Annotated in this window: 11 protein-coding genes and 1 pseudogene; 4 read left to right on the forward strand and 8 right to left on the reverse strand. The window is 44.6% G+C overall.

Features of this window, described 5'->3' with window-relative positions:
- Positions 1-94 precede the first annotated feature (94 nt).
- Together QT994_RS17485 and QT994_RS17490 are read left to right on the forward strand one after the other, a co-directional pair.
- Positions 95-1,675, forward strand: a complete 1,581-nt coding sequence (locus tag QT994_RS17485) for a photosystem II high light acclimation radical SAM protein (protein WP_333176503.1) — start codon at positions 95-97, stop codon at positions 1,673-1,675.
- 446 nt (positions 1,676-2,121) lie between these two features.
- Positions 2,122-2,592 (forward strand): hypothetical protein, encoded by a 471-nt coding sequence (locus QT994_RS17490; RefSeq protein WP_333176505.1) that lies wholly within the window; start codon positions 2,122-2,124, stop codon positions 2,590-2,592.
- Between the two features lie 133 nt (positions 2,593-2,725).
- Here QT994_RS17490 and QT994_RS17495 read toward each other — a convergent pair whose 3' ends face one another.
- The 3 genes from QT994_RS17495 to ntcA all read right to left on the reverse strand — a co-directional run bounded on the left by QT994_RS17495 (position 2,726) and on the right by ntcA (position 5,583).
- Positions 2,726-3,121 carry a pre-16S rRNA-processing nuclease YqgF gene (locus tag QT994_RS17495; RefSeq protein ID WP_333047740.1) on the reverse strand — a complete coding sequence of 132 codons (396 nt, stop codon included), beginning with the start codon at positions 3,119-3,121 and terminating at the stop codon, positions 2,726-2,728.
- Positions 3,122-3,157: 36 nt separating this feature from the next.
- Positions 3,158-4,840: a DUF3084 domain-containing protein gene (locus tag QT994_RS17500; protein WP_333176507.1), complete on the reverse strand. Its 1,683-nt coding sequence runs from the start codon at positions 4,838-4,840 to the stop codon at positions 3,158-3,160.
- 77 nt (positions 4,841-4,917) lie between these two features.
- Positions 4,918-5,583 (reverse strand): global nitrogen regulator NtcA, encoded by a 666-nt coding sequence (ntcA, locus tag QT994_RS17505; protein ID WP_445176781.1) that lies wholly within the window; start codon positions 5,581-5,583, stop codon positions 4,918-4,920.
- Between the two features lie 329 nt (positions 5,584-5,912).
- Between ntcA and fabI the strand changes: the two genes are divergently transcribed.
- Together fabI and hisB are read left to right on the forward strand one after the other, a co-directional pair.
- Complete coding sequence (gene fabI, locus QT994_RS17510) at positions 5,913-6,689, forward strand: enoyl-ACP reductase FabI (RefSeq protein WP_006634022.1); 777 nt, start codon at positions 5,913-5,915, stop codon at positions 6,687-6,689.
- A gap of 207 nt (positions 6,690-6,896) precedes the next feature.
- A complete protein-coding gene (hisB, locus tag QT994_RS17515) occupies positions 6,897-7,535 on the forward strand; it encodes an imidazoleglycerol-phosphate dehydratase HisB (RefSeq protein WP_333176549.1) in 639 nt (212 codons plus the stop codon).
- 198 nt (positions 7,536-7,733) lie between these two features.
- On the opposite strand, the gene QT994_RS17520 is transcribed toward hisB, so the two are convergent.
- From QT994_RS17520 to QT994_RS17540, 5 genes and pseudogenes are all read right to left on the reverse strand, one after another.
- Positions 7,734-9,233 carry a response regulator gene (locus tag QT994_RS17520; RefSeq protein ID WP_333176509.1) on the reverse strand — a complete coding sequence of 500 codons (1,500 nt, stop codon included), beginning with the start codon at positions 9,231-9,233 and terminating at the stop codon, positions 7,734-7,736.
- Between the two features lie 9 nt (positions 9,234-9,242).
- The gene (locus QT994_RS17525; RefSeq protein WP_333176511.1) at positions 9,243-15,281 is read right to left on the reverse strand and encodes an AAA family ATPase; all 6,039 of its coding nucleotides are present in this window, start codon (positions 15,279-15,281) and stop codon (positions 9,243-9,245) included.
- Positions 15,282-15,449: 168 nt separating this feature from the next.
- Positions 15,450-15,620 (reverse strand): hypothetical protein, encoded by a 171-nt coding sequence (locus QT994_RS17530; protein WP_333176513.1) that lies wholly within the window; start codon positions 15,618-15,620, stop codon positions 15,450-15,452.
- Between the two features lie 66 nt (positions 15,621-15,686).
- The gene (locus QT994_RS17535) at positions 15,687-15,893 is read right to left on the reverse strand and encodes a hypothetical protein (protein ID WP_333176514.1); all 207 of its coding nucleotides are present in this window, start codon (positions 15,891-15,893) and stop codon (positions 15,687-15,689) included.
- A gap of 302 nt (positions 15,894-16,195) precedes the next feature.
- Positions 16,196-16,908 (reverse strand): annotated as a pseudogene (locus QT994_RS17540) (IS1 family transposase).
- Between the last annotated feature and the right edge of the window lie 601 nt (positions 16,909-17,509).

The following is a 17,509-nucleotide window of genomic DNA, read 5'->3' on the forward strand; positions in this document are numbered from 1 at the left end:
TTAATGTCAAATTGCGAAAATTAGATATATTGTAAAGTTATATTAAAAGAATATTAACATAGCTGAAAAAGTTCCACTTTAGGATATGGCAATCATGGAAAACCGAGAAAACCGAGTCCTGTACGTTCGCCTCCCTTGCAATCCGATTTTTCCGATCGGAGTTGTGTATCTTTCGGATCACGTACACAAGCTTTTTCCCGATGTCGAACAGCGCATTTTCGATTTAGGTGCCGTACCCCCCCTGGATTTTGCTAAAGCTTTAGATGCCAGCATAGACGAGTTTAAGCCGACTCTACTGGTTTTCTCTTGGCGGGACATTCAAATTTACGCGCCCGTCGGCGGCAGGGGTGGCAATCCGCTGCAAAATGCCTTCGAGTTTTACTACGCCAAAAATCTGCTAATCAAGTTCCGGGGAGCACTCGGAGGACTGCGTTTAGCCGCGTCTTACTACACCGAACTCTGGCGCAATTTGGGACTGATTAAGCGCGGATTGAAGCGGGCCCGCAAATACCGCCCCGAAGCTCGTGCAGTGGTCGGTGGCGGTGCTGTGAGCGTGTTTTACGAGCAGTTGGGCCGCAGTTTGCCGACAGGAACTGTGGTTTCGGTGGGGGAAGGCGAAGCTTTGCTGGAGAAGTTGATTAAGGGCGAAGATTTGGCCGAAGAAAGATGTTATGTGGTGGGAGAAACTGTGCCGCGCGCGAAGCTAATTCACGAAAAGCCAGCCAACATCGAGAAAACAGCCTGCGATTACAACTACATCGAAACCATTTGGCCGGAATTTTCCTATTATCTACAGGATATGGACTTCTACGTCGGAGTGCAAACCAAGCGCGGCTGTCCTCATAATTGCTGTTACTGCATTTATACGGTGATAGAAGGGAAACAAGTGCGGATCAATCCGGCGGATGAGGTGGTGGCAGAGATTCGGCAATTGTACGATCGAGGTATCCGCAATTTCTGGTTTACCGACGCTCAATTTATCCCAGCACGCAAATTCATCGACGATGCAGTGGAATTATTGCAAAAAATCATCGCCGCCGGCATGGACGACATACACTGGGCCGCTTACATCCGTGCGGACAATCTCACACCAGAATTGTGCGATTTGATGGTAAAAACGGGGATGAATTACTTTGAAATCGGCATCACCAGCGGTTCCCAGGAACTGGTTCGGAAAATGCGGATGGGCTATAACTTGCGAGTAGTTTTGGAAAATTGTCGCGATTTAAAAGCCGCCGGTTACAAAGATGTAGTTTCCGTTAATTACTCGTTTAACGTCATAGACGAAACCTTTGAAACCATCCGGCAAACTATTGCTTATCACCGAGAATTAGAGCGGATTTTTGGAGCCGATAAAGTGGAACCCGCGATTTTCTTTATCGGGTTGCAGCCTCACACTATTTTAGAAGAATACGCCTTTAAACAGGAGATTCTGCAACCTGGTTACGATCCCATGAGTTTGATGCCTTGGACGGCGCGCAAATTGCTGTGGAATCCCGAACCTTTGGGTTCGTTTTTCGGGCAAATTTGTTTAGAAGCTTGGCAGCGTAATTCCAATGATTTCGGCCGCGAAGTGATGGCTATTTTGGAGGAAAAACTCGGCTGTGCGGATTTGGAAGAGGCATTAACCGCGCCTGTGGAAATCAAAGACAAACAGTTGGCAGCAGTTAATTAATTACCAGGTTCACAGCATCGGACTTGAGTCATTATTCAAAAAAAGGGAAATGGAGGAAAACTGTATCTTCTCTTTCCCTTTTTATTTAAAAATCTCAAGGCAAGAAACTAGACTTGAATTGCAAAAATAATTAGGACGCTGCTCAAAGCCCATTCCACAAGAAAAAATGTGGGATGGGCTTTGAGCAGCGTCCTAAAATTTGATTAAAATGACTTGGGCAATTCAAGTCTACTCTTACTACAATAATCAATCTTAGACCAATCATTAGACCCGATAGCCAAACTAGAAAACAATCTTCAAATTATCTGCGTTTATCTGTGTTTATAGACCTGAAATTTGCGGTTGACCTATTTATCAAAAATTTACGCAATAACTCTATTAAAAATCGCAGAGCGAACAAAGATCGCTTAAGATGTAATTATATAGTTAAAACCAGGAGTGACAAGATGTTTTATAAAAATAGAGTTAAGGGCATTAAAGAAGTAAGTCTAGTTATGGCTGGCATTAGTGCGATTCCCTTCGGGATAGCTTCGCTTCATGGCTTTTTAACCGCCTCAGCAGAAGCAACGGCACTAAATCAACCGATTGGGAAAGTTCGGGCGATCGCACCCAACACTTTGGGCAATAATCAACCGCTGCAAATTGCTCAAGTTGAGGGATGTCCGAGGGCCCAAATGGTGCAATTTTTCGCAACGCCCAACTTTTCTATATACATTTGCAAAACCCAGGAAGGCGAAATTTTTTACCGCGGCCTCAGCAAGATAAATGGCACCCAAATCAATGTCATGCAAGTAACGACAGATGACGACGGAACTTATGAAGCGACTAACGGCAATATTATCTATTCGATAAACCCCGAACGCCTGCAAGTCCGGCAGAATGGTAAGGTAATTTTGACCGAGGCTGTCATCAAGTAGCACTAACTGTTATTCAATGATCAACTAGATAAATCTAGGGTGTATTTTATTTAAGTGAAAAATTCACTACCAGCCAAAACCTATTGATTCCTTAATAATTAAAGAGAATCAGTGGTAATGGTTATAAAATTGACTAACTTTTGTTCAAATACCTCTCAATCAAGACGATCGCCACAATATCGTCCACTGGTCTCGGTGGCGTTCGCATCCCCTTCGGAATTAAGCGCTGAACTCCCGTCGGAGGGTACATTTGCCAGTAGCGTTCCCTCGCTTCTAAACTGCTGTATCTCTCATCAACCTGAACAATTTTGAGCGCAGGCGACAAACTTTGCGTCAGTTTGTGTTTCCAACTCTTAGAAGTCGTTTGATCTCCCATCACCAATAACTCAATAGAAAACTGTTCGCACAGAGATTGAATAGTAGATATCGCTGCTTCCGACAGCACAACTTGATGGTAGCAGACGTTCTTATCTATACCCATTACAGCGATGCCGCACTTGTCTTTACCCGGATCGAAACCTAAAATCATAGTCAGTTACCAAATACCCATTACCCATTACCAAATTTAATTTTTAATCTTCAAATCTCCTGGGCCTTGTTTTTGTTGTCCCGTGCGGAAAACAACGACTCCCTTTTCAAGAGCAACTAAATCTATTTTAAGCGGGCCGGCGATGTAAGTGACATCTGCGGCGATCGCCTGAACGTCTAGCGGTTTCTCGTACTGCTGCAATCGATCGATAAAACCAGCTAAAGTTTCAATCTGACTGTCGGCAACTTGGACTCTACCGCCGACAACACCGATCAGGCGAGCGCGAAATTGACAAGCTTCTATCAATTGCAGCAACTGCTGCCGTACCTGTTCGTTGGTCAAAATCACGGGATCGACAGCAACCCCTGCAATCACATCTCCAGCGCGGAAAACCACTCGATTGATTTCTGCTTCTGCAAATACCTTAATTACCTTTTCTTCCCGCAGGTAATTAGCGCCGGCGACAATCCGCACCACGTAATCTTGACCGTCTTTAACCTGACTAATTAGTTGATCGATTTCTGCTTTAGTAATTTGAATAACCTGGTCTCTAACCTTCTTATTTTGTGGCTGCATGAGTCCGACGGTGGTTTTATTTGCTTCTTGCAAGAGTCGATCGATCGCGCGGCTTGCCATACCGGGTTCGATAATGCGAACGACGCCAGCAGCTAAAATTTGACCGCGCCTGATGGCAACTGTACCCTCGCGGATTGCCTGAAAATCGCGTTCCAAAACTTGCACTTGCTGCTGCAATAAAGTTTGTTGCTGTTCGAGTTGAGTTTGTTGCTGTGCCAAGGTTTCTAAGAGTGCTTCCCTCTCGGCAATTACTTTGTCGCGCTCGACAATAGTTCGATCGCGCTCGGCGAGATTTTGCACCCGCTGGGCAATTTCCTTGTCTCGCTGGGCAATTAGCTCGTTGCGATCAACAATTTCTGCGTCTCGCTTGGCAATTTCTCTCTCTCGCTTGGCAATTTCTTGATCGCGCTGGGCAATTTGAGTTTTTACCTGCCCGATTAACTGTTGGCGTTCCTCTTGCAGTTGGGCGATTTCCGCTCCTAAAGTCGTTTTTTGAGCAGAAACTGTTTTCAATTGGTTCTCGGTGCGATCGAGCTGAGCTTTTGTACTCGATCGGGCAGTTTCAACCAGTTTCAATTGTTCTTCGGTGCGGGATTTAGCCGCTTCCACACTGCTGAGCTGTTCTTCTGTCTGGGATTTAGCCGCTTCTACCTGACTTAACTGCTGTTCAGTTTTAGACTTGGCTGCTTGCACGCTGTTGAGCTGGGCCCGCAGCGAGTTTAATTTTGTTTGCGTCCGAGCTTGCTCAGCATTAGCTGCTTGGAGGGATTGATTAATTTGCTCTAAATTGGCTCTAGCTTGCGCTTGAGCGGCTCTGGCTTGAGCTAATTCAGTTTCAACTCGATTTTTTTCTTGAGTGGCCTGGTTGATTTCTCTGCGGGCGTTGTTGAGCCTTTTTTGAATCTCGTCTATTCTAAAAACTCCCGTTCGCAGTGGCTTGCTAGTAGCAAACATAATGCCCAGAGTCAGTGCTGACAGGATGCTGCCGGCCATCACTGTCACAACAACAGCAGTATCGCGGGGGCGAAGTTTGAACAAACTCAACCTTGCCTTGCCGACTTTCGTCCCAAGGCGATCGCTGACAGTGGCGATCACACCCCCCAACACTAAAATTACAAATACCAGGATGTATCCAGCAGTCATTCCGATTTTAGATTTTGGATTTTGGATTTTGGATTGAATCTAAAATCCAAAATCCAAAATCCTATACTTTCTCGGCATCAAGTGAATTGCTGGCTTAGGGCCACCGGGTTGTGGACTGTGATCTTTTTCTTGTGGATCGAGATCATGGTTTCTTGTCTGAGATCCCCGAGCAAACGAGTCACAGTTACCCGCGTCGAGCCGATCGCTTCGGCGATCGCCTGGTGGGACAGCTTCAAATCTATCGTAATCCCCTCTGTACCGGGCACGCCAAAATCCCGGCACAGAATCAGCAAAAAGCTGACGAGTCTCGAACCCATATCTCGGTGAGCCAGCGTTTCGATCATCATCTCGGTTTGCAAAATCCGAGAGGACAGTCCCCGCAGCATCACCATCGACAATTCCGGGTCTTCCTTGAGCGCTTTCTCGACTTGTTCGATCGGCAACGAGATCAATTCCACCGGCGTAAAGGCTACCGCGTGGTAAAACCTGTCCGATCGGTGTCCCGTAATCAGAGACAGCACCCCAAATACGCTATTTTCGCGCAGGAGGGCGACTGTAATTTCTTCCCCTGCTTCGTACACCCTGGAGAGCTTGACAGCACCTTTGATGAGAACGTAGACGCGCTCAGCCGGGTCTCCAGGGAAAAAAATTGTCTTGCCCCGTTCAAAGGTTTCCACAATGGGTGGAAACGCCCCGCCGCTGATTTGGCGGAACACGGCTGCTAGCGGTCTATCATGCGTCACGACTAGATCCTTTGTACTAATCAATACTTTATAACTTGCCGATTAACCTTATTGAGTAAATATACTGCCCAACCTCCAATATCCAAGGATTCGGTTACTTCCATCTAATGTTAAGGTAAACACGCACTGTATGATTAAATCTAGCCCTTCTCTTAACTTTTTCAATTCCGCCCCCATGTAGCTCCACAGCAAAATTAATATCAATTGTGTCTCAATTGTGTCTCAATTGTGTCTGAATCAGTTAAATCTGAATCAGTTGTGTCTAAACTGGCGGGGTTGTCGCATAGAGCCAATGAGAACGGTGCTAGTTGCTTCTAGAAGAAATACAGATGATAGATTTGACCGGAAAAAATGCTCTTGTTACGGGCATTGCCAACAATCGCTCGATCGCCTGGGGCATTGCTCAGCAGCTCCACAAAGCTGGGGCCAACCTCGGCATAACTTATTTGAAGGACGAAAAAGGCAAGCACGAGCGCAAAGTCGCTGAACTGGTGGAACCGCTCAATCCCAGTCTGTATTTGCCCTGCAATGTCCAAGACGAGAGCGAAATTGAGTCTACTTTTCAAACCATCGCCGACAAGTGGGGCAAGTTAGATGTCCTGATCCACTGTCTGGCTTTTGCCGGCAAGGACGAACTTTCAGGAGATTTCACCAACACCTCGCGTCAAGGTTTCTCCAATGCTTTGGATATTAGCGCTTACTCGCTGGTGCGGCTTTGTGCTGCTGCTAAACCCCTGATGGCCGAGGGTGGCAGTATTGTGACGCTGACTTATTTGGGCGGCGTCCGGGTAGTTCCTAATTATAATGTGATGGGAATTGCTAAGGCGGCTTTGGAAATGAATGTTCGTTATCTGGCTGCTGAACTGGGCCCGTTAAATATTCGGGTAAATGCGATTTCTTCGGGCCCAATTCGGACTCTGGCTTCGTCAGCAGTTGGCGGTATTCTGGACATGATCCACCACGTTGAGGAAGTGGCGCCACTGCGGCGGACGGTGACTCAGCAGGAAGTCGGAAATGCTGCGGCTTTTCTGTGCAGCAATCTCGCTAGCGGGATTACGGGTCAAGTTTTGTATGTCGATGCCGGTTACGAAATCATGGGAATGTAACAGTTGTCGAGAATTTTGAGTTATGTAGGGGCGGGTTGAGACAATAAACTTTAACTATAACAAGTAAGTTTTATGCAAAACCCGCCCGTTTCGAGAGTTTTTAGTTTTGCATAATTCTCTTAACTAAACACTTGAAAATCAGCGCCGATCGAGCTGTAATCTTCAATTACTAATTATCAATAACTAATGAATGACCCATTGCGAATTATGGAGATAATAGATCGCCCTTCTGTGCCTCCTACAAGTTCAGTTCAACCAGCTAGGGCCGCCTTGGTGAAACGCACGACACTAGAAACGGATGTCACGGCCAGCCTCAATCTCGACGGTGTAGGAACTTGCAAGGCGTCTACGGGGATTCCGTTTTTAGACCATATGTTGCACCAGATTGCTTCTCACGGATTGATCGATTTGGACGTGCAGGCGATCGGTGATTTGGAGATAGATGACCACCACACCAACGAGGATGTGGGAATTACCTTAGGCCAAGCCCTGGCAAAAGCTGTCGGTGATCGATCGGGCATTTCTCGCTTCGGGCATTTCATTGCACCTTTGGATGAAGCTTTAATTGAAGTAGTGCTAGACTTTTCGGGACGGCCTCACTTAAGTTACAGCTTGGAAATTCCCAACCAGCGGATCGGCACTTACGATACTGAATTAGTGAGAGAGTTTTTTTCGGCGGTGGTGAACCACACTCAAATGACACTGCACATTCGACAGTTGCAGGGCGGAAATTCTCATCACATTGTAGAAGCGGCGTTTAAGGCATTTGCGCGAGCTCTGCGGATGGCGGTAGAAATCGATCCGCGGCGCGCCACTCGGATTCCGAGTTCTAAAGGAGTTTTGTAGTATGGGGTTGGCAGTAGCGCTTCTGGGCTACTGCAAAGCTCTCACTCAAAATATATCTGCTATGTATAGCCCCTGGGATGACGAGCGTTGGTGAGGAAACTTGACAAGCAGCGGCCACACAACTTTTGTTAAGCTTGCTAGATTGGGGAGTCGTTTAAAAAATTAACCCTATGGATTCACTAACTTTTTTGCAGAGCATCAACCTGACAGCGACAAGACAGGAGACTCCTGCTGAATCGGAATCTGAATTGTAAACTCTGTTCCCCTGCCTGGTGCAGAATTACACTCTAAGCTTCCCCGGTGTTTTTCCACTACAATTTGCCAGCTAATCGACAACCCAATCCCTGTACCCTTACCGGGGGGTTTTGTTGTAAAAAACGGGTTAAATACGTGGCGACGAACCTCTTCCGAGATCCCTGGCCCATTGTCCACAATTCGGACAGCTACGCAATTGTTGCTTGTTACTTCTGTGCTAATCCGAATCACGCTAGGATTCGCTTTAATTTCTTCTAGCGATCTCTGCTTGTTCCACTCGTCAATAGCATCGATCGCATTTGCAAGTACATTCATAAATACCTGATTCATTTCTCCCCCATAACAGTCCACTTCGGGCAGGTTTGGGCAATAGTCCCGCACCACTTCAATCGAGGGACGGTCTGACTTAAATTTTAGCCGACTCTGTAAAATCATCAGCGTGCTGTCGATGCCTTCGTGAAGGTTGACCGCTCTCATTTCATATCCTTCTTGCCGTGCGAAGAGGCGCAAAGATAAAACGATTTCGCGGATGCGATCGGCTCCTAAGTACATCGATTTGAACAATTTAGGCAAGTCGTCTTTGAGATAATCTAGCTCGCTTGCTGCGATTTCTGCTTGTATATCTGGAGCCGGATTAGGATAGTGTTCTTCGTAGAGGTTAATGATAGTGACCAAAGCTTTTGAATATTCCAGAGCATAGGAAAGATTTCCATAAATAAAATTAATTGGATTATTGATTTCATGAGCTACGCCAGCTACGAGTTGGCCTAGCCCGGACATTTTTTCGCTCTGAATGAGCTGGCTTTGCACTTGCTTGAGTTCGTGCAGGGAATTTTCGAGCTGTAGGGCTTTGTGCCGCTCTCGCGCTTCCGATGCTTGCAAAGCTGCTTCTGCAAGCTTGCGTTCAGCAGCCTCCTGCTTGAGGCGTGCATTCGTTTGGGAAAGTTCAGCGGTGCGCTCTTCTACTCGCGTCTCTAGCTCTTGTGTCAAAACTTGCAGGTCGGCTTGCGCTCGCTCGCGCTCGACAATTTGTGCCTGAAGCTTTTTAGTTAGATTTCGCAGATTCAGGTGCGTGATAGCGCGAGCTAAAACCTCTGCGTGTTGAAGGGGCTTAGTGATATAATCAACTCCCCCCACATTAAAGCCTTTGACTTTGCTTTCTGTATCGTCCAGCGCGGTCATAAAAATGACTGGGATGTCTTTAGTTAACTCATTCGCTTTCAGGTTTTGGCAGGTCTCAAAGCCGTCCATTTCTGGCATCAAAACATCCAACAAAATTAAATCAGGCTGGGAATATTGCACTTTTTTGAGAGCGCTAGACCCACTGCGAGCTACCCAAACAGTGAAGCCAGATGCGCTCAAAAAATCTAATATTGAACCCAAATTAGTGGGCGTATCATCCACAATTAAAATGGTTCCTCTGTTTAAAGATTCGCTACTCATTCTTATTCCTCATCTAAACTGTTGAACAAATTCTACTAATTTGTCCTCTTCAAAGTTTTTAGTTAATTCAAGCAACTGATTGGCAAAAGGTGCATAACGCATATCTATTGCTTTCAGCTTGCTGGCTCGCTCCTCAATACTGAGGAGTTCACCTTTCATGGCTAAATCGAACAAGACTGCAACTTCTTCCGAAGGGGGAGCAATCAGTTGTTGGTCTTGGATTAGGGAAGGGGGATGTGTGAAGATACCTTCTGAACTGAAAGTTGTTCGCTCCTCATAAATCCATTCTAGCCCTAAATGCTCGCCCAAGCATTCTAACAGTTGTTCTGCCCGAATTGGTTTTAGGAGGAAAGCGTTGCAACCAGCCTGGAAAATCCCCTGGGAATCGACGGCTAAAATGCTAGCTGAAGTTCCGATCGCAATTACATCCTTCAAGGCAGGAATTTTTCTGAGCCGCCGCACCGCTTCAAAGCCGTCCATCACTGGCATTACTAAGTCAATTATAATACAGTCGGGTTGAAATGACAGTGCTTTATTCAGGCAGTCTTCACCGTCGATTGCCTCCATCAATTCAAAGCCAATGGGACTTAAAAGATTAACGATAACAGAGCGATTTTCCCAGCGGTCGTCAACCACTAGAAGTTTCCGTCGCTCCCCTAAGAAACTCCTGATAATTTTTTCAGGTTCTTTTTGATGGCTTTCCCAGTTTTCAGCAACGGGTATTTCTAACTCAAACCAGAAATTACTGCCTTTACCTAAAGAGCTTTCTACTTTCAGTTCGCCGCCCATCATCTCCACTAATTGGCGACTAATTGCGAGTCCCAATCCGGTTCCCTCTGTCTGGCGAACTGACCCGGTGACTTGCTCGAAGGGCAAAAATATCTTTGACACTTGCTCCGGTTCGATGCCAATGCCCGTATCTTCTACTTGGAAACGAATTTTAGCTATTAGGGATTGGTTATCGCCCATTGGTGATGATACAGATTGCCCCGTCCTCACGGAGTCTACTTTGAAAGTAACGCCTCCTTTTTCGGTGAATTTTACGGCATTGCCGAGTAAGTTGATCAGAATTTGCCGCAACCTTTTTTCATCGCCGCGGACGCAAGTGGGAAGTTGAGTTAGCGGTTCGTAAATCAAAGAGATTCCCTTCTGTTGCGCGCGAACCCGGCAGATTTCAGCAATGCCTTGGAGAAAGTCCGACAGGCGAAACTCGGTGAGGTAGAGTTCCATTTTTCCGGCTTCAATTTTGGAGATGTCTAGAACATCATTGATCAGAGTCAGCAGGTGTTCGCCGCACTGGTGAATGATGTTAATACCAGAATTTTGCGGACTGGTTAAATTTTTATCTCGCTTGAGGATTTGGGTATAACCTAAAATGCCATTGAGCGGTGTGCGAAGTTCGTGGCTCATGTTAGCGAGAAATTGGCTCTTGGCGCGGTTTGCCGCTTCGGCGACTTGCTCGGCGCGTTGTCGCTCTTTAATTTCTATTTCCATGCGCCTATTTTTGGCTTTTAATTCCTCGGTTCGTTCTTCTACTTTGACTTCTAAGGTGTGATAGAGATTGGCATTTTCTAGGGCGATCGCAGCTTGTCCTGACAACATCCGCAATACTTCCACCCGCTTCTGCGTAAAAGCGCCCGCTGTTAGGTTATTTTCTAGGTAAAGGATCGCAGTGAGTTTGCCTTGATAGACGATCGGCGTACACAGAATAGATTTTATTTGGTGTTGGGTGATGTAGGGGTCAGTGTTAAAGGTTCCCTCGCGACTGGCATCGTTTAAAAGGACATCTTTCTGAGTTCTGGCGACGTAATTCAGTATCGATATAGGCAAGTGCTGGCTGCTTGATGTTGGTAGAGATTGCAACACTCGCACATCATCTTTATTTCCCGCTGCTTCTATGAAAAATTCCCCGTTCTTTGACAGGATGAGCAATCCAGTTTCCGCGCCAGCATTCTCTATCAAAATTTTCATTAACTTGTCGAGCAAGTTAGCCAGAATAATTTCACCAGAAATCGCTTGAGAGGCTTTCATCACCGTTGCCAAATCCAGAAACTCGGAAATTCCCGATCCGGTGGAAGTGATGGTTCCCTGGAGCGTCTGCATAATTGTTTCGTCGGCATTTTCGCTGTTTTTTTGATGAAGCACGGCGGCGAGTAATTGCGGATATCGTTCTTCTAAATCTGCTACTTTAGCTTTAGCTCCCCAGTGAATATAGCCATAATAGGCATCCGTCATGTAAGTCTTAGCAATCTTTTCTCTACCGACGGAAAGATGAAATTCTGCTGCTAATTCATTAGCTAAGGCTTCTTCTTGAAGATATTCGTGCTCATTGGCTCCAGCAATAGCGCGATCGTAATCATCCATTGCTTTCTCCTTCTGCCCCAGAACTCGCGCCTTTTCTGCTTCAACTAGATCGTATTTATGCTGATAATTTGCGGGAGAAGATAACGCCCAATACTTCATTTGTTTCTGATGCAATGCCACTTGGCTTAGATATTTTTTTTGCTCGCTTTTGGGTGCTGTAATGTATAAAGCCAAGAGAGCCAGAGAATAGTAGAACTTGTGTTCTACCTTGTACATCAATCCTCGTCCACCTTGTTCGTATTTTTCTGCCAGAGCAGCATTTTCAGCAGCCTCTTCATATTTTTTAAACAAGTAAAGCAGAATGACTTTAGAAACATATATAGGATAAATTCCCATATAATTATTCATGTCTATCAATCTCGGCAACATTTCATTCTCATTGAAACTTTCGCCGATTAATTGGGTTGGCTCAGATGAACGCTCCATTAAGTTTAAACAAGTTTGTCTAACTATTTTCGCATAAATATTTTGGAACTCTTGTTTATTTTTTTGCATTATATCGATATAATGCGCTTGTTCCTGAACGAGTGTTTCCAAATTTTTACCTACAAAAAATAAGTGAGTGCAATAGAAACAAGCCGAATAACAAGCATATTCTACATCTCCCGTTTCCAAACCTATTTGAACTCCCTCTCTTAACTGTTCAATAGTATTAATAGCAGGCTCTTTCCAGTGCCTAATAAAATAATTAAATGTTTCGTAAATTCGAGCTGTTATTTCCTTGGCATTGAATTGATTTAATAACTTTAATCCTAGTTGACCAAATTGATATCCAGAATCCATCTCTTCAAAGACTCCACACAAAAGCATTCCATAAAGAACATAGGCATATGCCGACCAGGAATAATTGCCATATTTAAGACAGAGATTTGTCATTTCTATAACAACATGGGGGTAAAGTTCGGGAGCCGCAATGTAAACGGGAGGAACCAAATTAATTAAAACTCGCAAGGCTGCTATTTTATAAGGGTCGAGCATTTCTGGCAGATCGGCTAACTCTTCAATCCGTTTGCCACCTAAGCTCAATTTAGTCACTTGATTTGGTTCATTTGACAGTGAGACTTCTAGCAATTTCAGCAATTGCAGTCCTGTATTTAACGCGGCTTGCATTTGGTTTTGAGCGATATAATACTGCATCTTTGTTTCGTACACTTGGACTCTATCTAGCAGAGTCTTAGCTTGTAATAAAACAACGTCTGAAAGTATTTCTGCTCGCGAGAAATTGGTGGTGAGAAATTCCACTGCCGCTGTTTCCACATAAAGATTAAGTGTCAGGTCATACTGGTTCTCCCAGCTATTTGTGGCGAGGAGTCCCAAACCCACATTCAAATATTTGGCGGCAGACTCGTAGGCTGTTGCCGCTTTCGCTTTTTGACCTGCTATAAGGTTGAGTTGGGCAAGTTCGTATTTTTCCAACTTTGAAATCAGTAAATCTGCGCCGTAATTCAGTTGGTTGACTAAAGCAAAGATATTTTCTTTTCGCTCTTCAGCCGTTATATTTTGTAGTAGTAACTTCCCGATTTTCAGGTGAGTTTGTTTTTTCTGGTCGTCGGGAATCAGAGAATAAGCGGCTTGCTGAACTCTGTCATGTAAAAATTTGTAGTCAACCTTGACATCAGTTAAACTAAACCCGCCCGATTCTTCCTGAGTAAATACGAGCGGAATTTTGTACTCATTGCTCAAGGGTAAAATCAACCCAGCCTGAAGTGCTGACCACAACTGTGCAGCCGTGACTAAAGAGGATTCCTCATTGACAACGCTCAAGACTTCTAAGTTAAATGTGTTGCCAATACAAGCTGCCAATTTTAAGACTTTCTGGGTATCGGAGGACAGTTTGCGAATATTTCTGGCAATCAGCTCGACCACGTTATAATCGGTGATACCAATGGCTTGAATTTGCTCGATGTTCCACTGCCACTGACTTGAATATAAGTTATAAATCAGCAAATCTTCTTGGTAAAGGGTTTTGAGCAGTTGAGTTAAGAAAAAGGGATTTCCCTGAGTTTTATTGAACAGTAGAGATGCAAAATTTTGCGTCTCTACTGACTGAGATTCTGACCTAACTAATTCATCATTGAAAGTATCGTCGATTAATTCTGTAACATGAACGAGTTGTAACGAACCGAGTACGATATTACTGACAGTGGCACCGGTTTGTTGAATTTTATCAATCGTTTGAATCGTTGGATGAGTGGGAAAAACTTCGTTATCTCGATAGGCACCAATCAGCAATAAATATTTGCTATCGGGATCTGTCATCAGCAGTTCGATTAATTTTAGAGATGCTAAATCGGCCCATTGCAAGTCATCTAGAAATACAACCAGGGGGTGTGCAATGGTTGTAAATACACCAATAAATTGTTTAAAGACTCGACTAAAACGGTTTTGAGATTCAGTGGGTGCTAGTTGCTGTATGGGGGGCTGTTTGCCGATAATCAGTTCTACTTCAGGAATAACGTCAACGATGACTTGGCCGTTAACGCCTAAAGCGGATAACAGTTTTTCTTTCCAAATATGAATTTCTGCTTCGCCTTCGGTTAACAGTTGCACAATTAAGGACTGGAATGCTTGAATAAGAGAAGCATAAGGAATATTTCGCTTGAACTGGTCGAATTTCCCCGCAATAAAATAACCCCGTTGCCGCACGATGGGTTTGTGAACTTCATTCACCAAAACTGTTTTGCCTATCCCTGAATAACCGGAAACGAGCATGAGTTCGGTGGTGCCACTTGCTACGCGATCGAACGTTTCCAGAAGCCTATTAACTTCGGGTTCGCGACCGTAGAGCTTTTGCGGTATATTCAATAGTCCTGCTTTGTCAGCACTGCCGGCAACAAAGTTGGAAATAGATCCGGTAGCCTGTAGGTTGACCAGACAGGTTTCTAAGTCAAATTTTAGCCCTTCAGCGCTTTGATAGCGGTCTTCAGCGTTTTTGGCTAATAATTTCATGGCGATCGCTGAAATTTGTGGGGGGATTTCAGGATTGAGCTGGTGAGGGGGAATCGGAGTTTTGGCAATGTGGCTGTGTACTAATTCCAGGGGCTCTAGGGCGTTAAAAGGTAACTCTCCGGTCAGCATTTCATAGAAGGTAACGCCTAATGAATAAAAGTCAGTGCGGTAGTCAATTGACCGATTCATTCTGCCGGTTTGTTCTGGCGACATATAAGCCAGGGTACCTTCGAGCAAGTCTGGATGGGACAGTGCTGGATTTTCTCGCTCTAGGCGGGAAGCGATGCTAAAATCAATGAGTTGAACTTTTTCTGTGACTGGGTTGATGATAATATTTTGTGGCTTGACATCTTTATGGATAATGTTATTTTTATGGATTTCTACTAAGGCAGAGACAAGCTGGAGGGCTATGGAAAGAAATTGAAGAATTGCGAGTTTTTGACCATTCATCCAATCGTTTAGAGACTCTGAGCCTGAATCTTCTAATATCAGTGCTAAGCCGTTTTTATAGCTTTCTAAACTAATGGGTTTGATAATCGCTTCTACGTTCAAGCTGTGCAGAATTTGATATTCATGCCGCAAGCGGGTGATGTCAGAGAGAGTGGGATACTCAGCCTTTAGCGTTTTGATGATAACGCTGGAAACCTCCGACTGCTTCCGAGCGCGATCGACTGAAGTTCTTATCCCGCTGTGGAGGGTTTCAACGAATTGATAGCCAGCTAAGTTGATAGTCATTGTTATTCTACCGATCGCAAGGGAATTGAGCGTGAGGTTAAGGCTGATTTTAAAACTTAATTATTATTGTAGCTGATTGTAACATAGTAATTTACTCAACAAAAGTGAGCTCATGTTTCGCTTCTGGCCATTGTCGCCTCATGAGATTGTGTTGTTAACTGTGCTGCCTCAATGCGCGTTTTGGGTGTTTGTTGGGGGATTAGTCGGCTGCACTTTCCAGTGGGGTGTCGATCGAGTGTTTTCCCGTTGCTGATAATTATCGTTGTCAACCATCGCCTCAAACCGAATCATCGATTCATCCGCAAGCCGAACAATCCCACTGAACAGGCGGCGTTTCATACTTCGGATAAGTCATTTCACACTGGGGACACCGGCGAGTAAACAGTGGGTGGGTATCCAAAAGTTCTAACTGTTTCTCTGGTGTCCACCGCTACCGTTGTAGTAGCTCGACTCTTGGGGTTCCCACAATTCCTCTGATGCGGTGTTAGAGTCTTCTCGAAAGTCGGAGCAAGTATCGGTGTTCGGGCCTGCGGAATGAACGGCACAGCCAAGGTGTGGGTTGGGGGCGTACAAGAGACAGCGATGGCTCCGCCCCGGCTTACGCCTACGCATTCGGGGAGTTTGGGCATGGGGGGCGTGTTGGGATTTTGGTTTAGTTTGCCTCAAAAACGAAGTTGGCGATCGCAAATGGCGTTGTGTAGCTGAGTGGGCGTAACTTGTTGCTGAAAGTGCCCCACTAGAAACAGCGATGAGGGCACCATCTTAAAGCGTTGAGGATGGCTTGATGAAAAAAACAGGATTAGGCATTCAAGAATTACTGTATTATGAGCGATCGCAAATTGTCGCCATTGCCCAAAAGCACGGAGCCTACAAAGTGCGCGGGTAGTCCTGCATAGCAATGAAAACCCAGGGTTTTAATTGATAGATAAACTGGCGTTATACTCATGAATAAAATACCAAAGAACCCCAACATGATTAGAGATTTTTTTGGAGAATGAAAGAGTTTTTATCACCCATCTAGATATTCTTTGTCTCATCGTATTATTAAATCTTTCTATATAGTTTGTCACACCAGTCTCCTTTCCTACTGCCTTGTGTCTTTTTTGAGGAAAAACTGTGAGATAGGCACTCCAAAAGTCTGTATAACTTACGGTACATTGACGATAAGCAGGTGGTAAAAAATCCCATAATCCTTGAGCGCCCGCTTTATCTCTTTTGCCAATATACACTCCTACAATTTATGAAATTTGATACATCAATTGCCAGCTATTTCCACTGCTTGTTATCCTTATTACCGACAAATGACCACATTTCATCACCTTGAATTGTTAGCTTCCCTTTCTTTTTTGACTTCACTTCTACTTCTTTTTTTACCTATCCTAATTTTTTATTAACATAGTATTGCAACCACCGTTCCGAAACCCCAGTCGCCCTCACAATCCCAGCCAGAGATATCTTTTCTAATAAAAGTCGATCTATCAACTCTTTTGTTGCTAATGAAATCGGTTGATGTCTGGGATTCATGACGAATTGTCTTCCACAATCTCGACATTTAAAATTTTGCTAATCGCTAGCGAGTGCGACCATTTTTCAATATGTATTCATAGTTACACTTGGGACAGTTCATAAGCTTAAATTTAAGGTAGGTTAAAAGAATAAAATTATAACACATTTTCATTGCTCTGCAGGACTACCGATTCGAGATATCAACGCCAGCCGATTGTATGTGTTTCGGGAGCCAGGGGTAGAGGGTTGTGCTAGCCAGGTTTTGTTGAGAGAGTCGGATTTAATCGCACCTTTGGCATTTCCAGATTGTCAAGTGTCTGTGGAGGATTTGCTCAGGAGGAGTGCAGAGCCCAGTGGTGAGTGAGGAAACTTTAAAAATTTATGGACACACTGAAACCCACTTGCAGTGCTGTATGAGCCATTAGCTACAGATAGCACTTTTCAACGCAAGCCTTGTTTTGTGGACGCTTGCTACACAAACGCCCAACTCTAACTTAACTGCTTGTAGCGAAGCCTAAACTTGATTGGGGTTATAAGTCCCTCTAAAGAATTATTTGTATATTCTTCTGAAGACAGATGATAGAAGCGACCAAGGTAAATAATATACAAGGTGTACAGAGCTATTAGGTAATCCCAAAGCATAATTTAAAAGCAGTCTAGCGCCTTATAGGACAGAAATTCGACTTACGCAGTTGCCAAGGCTAAATACAGTGGCAGTAGGG

The organism is Microcoleus sp. S13_B4 (genome assembly GCF_036700885.1).
In the GTDB taxonomy this organism is placed as follows: Bacteria; Cyanobacteriota; Cyanobacteriia; order Cyanobacteriales; family Microcoleaceae; genus Microcoleus.

What these genes read in the sequence shown, in the direction of transcription:
- QT994_RS17495 (WP_333047740.1), bottom strand. Translation starts at nt 3,121, where the DNA reads ATGATTTTAGGTTTCGATCCGGGTAAAGACAAGTGCGGCATCGCTGTA.
- QT994_RS17500 (WP_333176507.1), bottom strand. Translation starts at nt 4,840, where the DNA reads ATGACTGCTGGATACATCCTGGTATTTGTAATTTTAGTGTTGGGGGGT.
- QT994_RS17530 (WP_333176513.1), bottom strand. Translation starts at nt 15,620, where the DNA reads ATGAAACGCCGCCTGTTCAGTGGGATTGTTCGGCTTGCGGATGAATCG.
- hisB (WP_333176549.1), top strand. Translation starts at nt 6,897, where the DNA reads ATGGAGATAATAGATCGCCCTTCTGTGCCTCCTACAAGTTCAGTTCAA.
- fabI (WP_006634022.1), top strand. Translation starts at nt 5,913, where the DNA reads ATGATAGATTTGACCGGAAAAAATGCTCTTGTTACGGGCATTGCCAAC.
- QT994_RS17525 (WP_333176511.1), bottom strand. Translation starts at nt 15,281, where the DNA reads ATGACTATCAACTTAGCTGGCTATCAATTCGTTGAAACCCTCCACAGC.
- QT994_RS17535 (WP_333176514.1), bottom strand. Translation starts at nt 15,893, where the DNA reads ATGCGTAGGCGTAAGCCGGGGCGGAGCCATCGCTGTCTCTTGTACGCC.
- QT994_RS17485 (WP_333176503.1), top strand. Translation starts at nt 95, where the DNA reads ATGGAAAACCGAGAAAACCGAGTCCTGTACGTTCGCCTCCCTTGCAAT.
- QT994_RS17490 (WP_333176505.1), top strand. Translation starts at nt 2,122, where the DNA reads ATGTTTTATAAAAATAGAGTTAAGGGCATTAAAGAAGTAAGTCTAGTT.
- QT994_RS17520 (WP_333176509.1), bottom strand. Translation starts at nt 9,233, where the DNA reads ATGAGTAGCGAATCTTTAAACAGAGGAACCATTTTAATTGTGGATGAT.